This window comes from Oscillibacter sp. UBA6647, assembly GCA_002455655.1.
In the GTDB taxonomy this organism is placed as follows: Bacteria; Bacillota; Clostridia; order Oscillospirales; family Oscillospiraceae; genus Oscillibacter.
Map to the genome: position 1 here is coordinate 1 of DKLF01000013.1, position 241 is coordinate 241.

Sequence of the window (241 nt, forward strand, 5' to 3'; positions counted from 1 at the left end):
GACAATGAATAAGGTAAAGAAGTTTATTTCTCTGGCTCTGGCAGCAACCATGGTAATGGCCCTTGCCGCCTGCGGTGGCGGCGGCGCCACGTCCGGCGCGGCTTCCGGCGGCAGCGCCGCCTCCGGCACAGACAAGACCGTCTATAAGATCACGGTGGGCGGAACCGTTCCCGATGAGCACCCCATTTCCCAGGGCATGTTTAAGTTCAAGGAAGTGGCAGAGCAGCTTTCCGGCGGCCAG

The 241-nt window shown here is 60.6% G+C and carries 1 pseudogene; it reads left to right on the top strand.

Annotated elements, in window-relative coordinates:
* Positions 1–241 (top strand): annotated as a pseudogene (locus B2W96_RS01120) (hypothetical protein); the annotation flags it as partial.